The sequence below is a fragment of the Sphingomonas sp. FUKUSWIS1 genome (genome assembly GCF_000733135.1).
In the GTDB taxonomy this organism is placed as follows: domain Bacteria; phylum Pseudomonadota; class Alphaproteobacteria; order Sphingomonadales; family Sphingomonadaceae; genus Sphingomonas; species Sphingomonas aerolata.
On sequence record NZ_JPJC01000246.1, the window covers coordinates 781 to 5,706 of the forward strand.

At 68.8% G+C, this 4,926-nt stretch carries 4 protein-coding genes; 2 read left to right on the forward strand and 2 right to left on the reverse strand.

All coding sequences use genetic code 11. The features are described 5' to 3' along the window. Nucleotides 1–1,624: M23 family metallopeptidase (locus tag sphsw_RS15385; RefSeq protein ID WP_235188417.1), on the forward strand; the 1,624-nt coding region annotated here is incomplete at its 5' end. Between the two features lie 240 nt (nt 1,625–1,864). Beyond that, complete coding sequence (locus tag sphsw_RS18445; RefSeq protein ID WP_160172655.1) at nt 1,865–2,476, forward strand: BLUF domain-containing protein; 612 nt, start codon at nt 1,865–1,867, stop codon at nt 2,474–2,476. A 43-nt stretch (nt 2,477–2,519) separates the two neighbouring features. Here sphsw_RS18445 and sphsw_RS15395 read toward each other — a convergent pair whose 3' ends face one another. Together sphsw_RS15395 and sphsw_RS15400 are read right to left on the reverse strand one after the other, a co-directional pair. Next, nucleotides 2,520–4,211, reverse strand: coding sequence for an ATP-binding protein (locus tag sphsw_RS15395; RefSeq protein WP_031441385.1), 1,692 nt, complete (start codon nt 4,209–4,211; stop codon nt 2,520–2,522). An 88-nt stretch (nt 4,212–4,299) separates the two neighbouring features. Continuing rightward, nucleotides 4,300–4,926: TIGR02186 family protein (locus tag sphsw_RS15400; protein WP_031441386.1), on the reverse strand; the 627-nt coding region annotated here is incomplete at its 5' end.

Sequence of the window (4,926 nt, forward strand, 5' to 3'; positions counted from 1 at the left end):
GACCCTTGCTGCACAGGACTCCGACCCGCGCCGGGGGGAACGGCGAACCTGGCCGGAAATGTGCGCCAGGAATTTGGGCCACGAGGTGCGCGACGTGTATCTAGGGACGGAGCAGGAACTGGGGCTGGCCGGCGGCATCGACGCCCGAAGTTTCGGGCGCGCCGCCACCACCGGTTCCGACGCAATTCCCCGGGGCGTCACGCGGCTGCACGACGCCGCAGCACGGATCGACTGGGTGCCCGATCTGGGCAGCGCGATCGGTAGTGCGACGTGGTGGCGCGGCCTCGCGACCTGCACCGCGCTGTGCGCTGCGACCGTCATGCTCGCCCCCGGCTTTCGCCCGCTGACCGGCGGCGTCCCGGCACCGCTGGCCGGTTCGGCACGCGAGCAGGCGCGGGCACTGGCGATCGCGCCGCTCGGCCAGGGCGCGGATACGGGGCGGCGGATGGCGGCGAACGACCTTGTCGTACCGCTCGCGCAGGCACCCGAACGGCCGAGCGTCGACCTTGCCGCGACACTGGGTCAGGGCGATGCCTTCGACCGGGTCCTGATCCGCGCGGGCGTCAGCCGGCGTGACGCCAGTGCTGCATCGGCGCTGATCGCGCAGACGGTCGATCCCGGCGCGATCCCGGCGGGCACGCGGATCGCGCTGACGCTGGGCCGGCGCGCGGATCGCACGGTCGCGCGCCCACTCGACTCGCTCGCGGTGCGCGCGCGGTTCGACCTGGACGTGTCGCTGCACCGCACCGCAGCGGGTCTGGCGATGACGCGCACGGCGATCGCGGTCGACCGCACCCCGCTGCGGATCCAGGGGCTTGCCGGATCGAGCCTGTACCGGTCGATGCGCGCCGCCGGCGTGTCCGCCAAGGCGGTCGAGACCTATATCAAGGCGATCGCGACACGGCTGTCGATCGGGCGCGACGTCAGCGCCACGGACCGTTTCGACCTGATCGTCGCCCGCGAACGCGCCGCGACCGGGGAAACGCGGATCGGCGCGCTGCTGTTCGCCGGGATCGACCAGGGACGGCGCACGCTGCAACTCGTCCGCTTCGCACCGACCACCACGACCGACCCACAGGCGGATCCGGACGCGGTAGAGGGTGACGACGCTGGCCGCGGCGGCTGGTTCGACGCCAATGGCCAGACCGAACGCCGCGCTGTGTCGGGCATGCCGGTGATCGGCCGCATCACGTCCGGTTTCGGCCTGCGCGTGCATCCGCTGCTCGGCTTCACGCGGATGCACAAGGGACTCGACATCGGGGCGCCGCGGGGCGCGCCGATCCACGCGATGACCGACGGGGTGGTGAGCTTCGCGGGCCGGACCGGCGGCTATGGCAATTTCGTCAAGCTCGTCCACGGCGGCGGTCTGGCGAGCGGCTATGGCCATATGAGCCGGATCGCGGTCGCATCGGGCACGCGCGTACGCCAGGGCCAGGTCATCGGCTATGTCGGCTCGACCGGTATGTCGACGGGGCCGCATCTCCACTGGGAAGTGTGGAGGAACGGCGGCGCGATCAATCCGCGATCGGTATCGCTGGCGAGCGCGGCACAGCTGTCCGGCCCGGCATTGCGCGCGTTCAAGGCGCGGGTCGCCCGCCTGCTCGCGGTCCGCACCGGCACCTAGCGACGCGCGCCGCGCCGTACGTGTCTGCAACCGGCGTCGAGTCCCCGCAGATGGCCGTACCAACTGCGCGCACTATTGATCGATCATCTTTTCGAATTCGCGCAGACTAGGCCGCTGTCGATCCTGATCACGGATGCGGCGCCCATACTAAAGTCCGGTTCGTAATTCTACGATATTACAGTGCTGTCATGCACCATGCTAGGCGGGATGCACCATCGCTTTACCGGATATGTGACGATCATGCAGACAGGGCTCTCCTCGACCGCGACCGGACGGCTCATTTCGATCCAGGGCTATGTTCCGGGACGCGCGATGCGCCGCGAGCAGGACTGGGCCCTGCGCGGTGCCAGCCAGCCGCAACCGCGCCCGACACCCGTCACCGCGATCCGGCCCGCCCGCGCGACGCCCGTGCCGGCCTTGCGGACGGTGCTGTATCTGAGCAAGATCAAGCCCGATATCGCGATGGATCAGCGCGCGCTGATGGAGATCGTCAACGAGTCCAGCGCGCGGAACGCACAGGCCGGCATCACCGGCGCGCTGATCATCACCGATCTGCACTTCGTCCAGCTGGTCGAGGGACCGGATCCGGCGATCTCCAATCTGCTCGCGCGGCTGAGCGCCGACCGGCGCCATAGCGACGTGACGATCATCACGGACATGATCGGCCTCGACCGGGGGTTCCGGCGCTTTTCACTGGCCTATTCGGGTCCCGACACGTTCGTCGACCAGCAGCTCATCCCGATGCTCGCCACCCCGAACGGGCCCGGCAAGTCGGAGATCGCATGCCGCCTGATCAACCGGCTGCGGCTGATGGCGGACAACGAGATCACCGAAACTGACTACGCCGCCTAGGCGCCGCCGCGAGTAGCTCCCGCCACGACGACCGACAGCCGGCTCACTTGCCCTGCGCGCGCCATTTCAGGATCGTCCGGTCGATGATCTGCTCCTCGCCGCCGACATCGCGCCACAGCGCCGAGAAGAGCGGATCGCTCGAGGCGGGGCGGCGCGTATCCTCGAGATCGTCGAACGCGACGCGGATCGGAATCGTCACGCCCTCCCCGCAGATAATGGCCTCGCGATTGCGCAGCGCGGGGATGGATTCGAGAAAGCCGCGTGCGCCCTCGGGCATCGCCGCGCGGACAAAGGCCTGATCGCGTTCGTTGTTGAGCCGCATCGCGACGATCGTCCCGCACTGCGACAGGACGCCTTCCGCCAGATCGGACGGGCGCTGCGTGATCAACCCGAGCGAAACGCCGTATTTGCGACCCTCCTTGGCGATCCGTCCGAGGATCCGCCCGACCGAGCTTTCCGCCTGACGATCGTTCGGGATGTAGCGATGCGCCTCCTCGCAGACGAGCAGGATCGGTCGCTGCGGCTCGTTGCGCGACCAGATCGCGAAGTCGAACGTCATCCGCGCGAGCATCGCGACGACGACCGCGGTAATGTCCGACGGCACGCCCGACACGTCGATGATCGAGATCGGCCGGCCGTCGCCGGGCAGGCGGAAGATACGCTGGAGAAACGCCGCCATCGTGTCCGCGACGAGCATCCCCGAGAACATGAAGCCATAGCGCGGATCCGCCTTGATCTCGTCGATCTTGCCCTTGAGCCGCAGATAGGGGCTGGTGTCGCCGGCGCGGTCCATCTTGCCCATTTCGAGGCTGATGATGCCGGTCAGGTCGCTGAGCAGATAGGGGATCGGCGCGTCGACCGTGAGCTTGGCGATCGTCTGGCCGAGCCGGCTCTTGGCGCGAGCGGCGAGCAGGCATTTGGCGAGGATGTCCGCATCGAACTGACGCTGCTCCCCGGTGCTGGTCAGGAAAACCTCGCAATGCTCTTCGAAATTCATCAGCCAATAGGGCATTTGCAGGTTCGACACGTCGTGGATCGCGCCGTTCGTGCCGAAGGCCGCGGCATATTCGCCGTGCGGGTCGATCATCACGATATGCCCCTGCGGCGCGAGGTCGCAGATCCGATGCAGGATCAGCGCGGCGGCGGTCGACTTGCCCGTGCCGGTCGAGCCGACGAGCGCGAAATGCTTGCCGAGCATCGCATCGACATACAGCGCGGCGGGAACGTCGGCGGTCGGATAGACGGTACCGATCGCGATATTCGCGCGGTCCTCGGCGGCATAGACCTCGCGCAGGTCGCGCGTCGTGACCGCGAACACCTCGCAGCCCGGCATGGGATAGCGCGTCACGCCGCGGCGGAATCCGTACAGCGCGCCGGTCGCCCGGTCCTCGTCCCCCTCGCCAAGGAAATCGATCTCGCCCGCGATGACGCCGCCCATCGCCGCCTCGAGCGCGAGCGAGCGGACATTGGCGATGATCCATGACGTGCCGACCCGGATCTTGACCTGGCTGCCGACCTGGCCGGCGGCGGCGAGCACCGCGTCGGGGTGCGCGAGCAGCGGCGCGATCGCGGTCCGGTCGAGCAGGACCCGGCTGCTGGCGCCGGCAATCGCGGATATGACGCCGATCGGGGCGTCGGCCTGTCCCCCCGGTGATGCGTCCGGCCCCGCGCCGTCCGCGATCGCCGCGGCGGCAATCGCCCGCTGGAACAGATGGGCGGCGGGCATGTCGGTCATAGGCGGTCGGTCCTCGATCCTCCGGCTTTTGCCAGATGTCCGCATCCATGCCGCGCACGGGTAAAGAATGCGTGAGCGTCCGCGCGCCTCAGACCCGGCGCGCGATCCAGCCGGCCGCCCAGCCGAGAAAGATCGAGAGAAAGACCGCGACCAGGCCATAGGCAATCGCCGACCGGTCGGCCGCGCGCGCGACGAAGCGTTCGAACCCCGATTTGCGGATGTCGATGTCGCGCACCGCCGCGGCCAGCACACGGCCGTCGCGGATCAGGAAGGTTTCCGCGGTGAAGCGCCCGACCGGTACGCGCGCGGGCACCGAAACCCGCGCGCGGTACAGCACGTCATCGGTGATCTCGACCGCGCCCGGCGCCTCGTAATACAGCCCGGCACGGCGTTTCAGGTCGACCAGGCCGCGCTGGAACCGGTCCTGCGTCGGAATCGGCGCGCTCGACGCGGGCGACAATTGCAGGCTGTCGAGGCCAAGTTCGTAGATCGCCCGGGTGCGGTCGTCGACCAGCCGCCCGATCGGCTTGGACGAGGCGATCGCATAGAAACTGGGCGCGGACCGATAGCGCAGCCGCGACGTGTTGACCCAGATGCCGGCGACCTTCTCCTTCTCGCGCATCACGATCGACTGGGTCGGCCCCTTGACGACGACGACGATGTCGGTGGGACTCTCGCCGCTCGGCAGGCGCCCGCCGGGATAGAGGATCGCGCC

What these genes read in the sequence shown, in the direction of transcription:
- sphsw_RS18445 (WP_160172655.1), top strand. Translation starts at nt 1,865, where the DNA reads ATGCAGACAGGGCTCTCCTCGACCGCGACCGGACGGCTCATTTCGATC.
- sphsw_RS15395 (WP_031441385.1), bottom strand. Translation starts at nt 4,211, where the DNA reads ATGACCGACATGCCCGCCGCCCATCTGTTCCAGCGGGCGATTGCCGCC.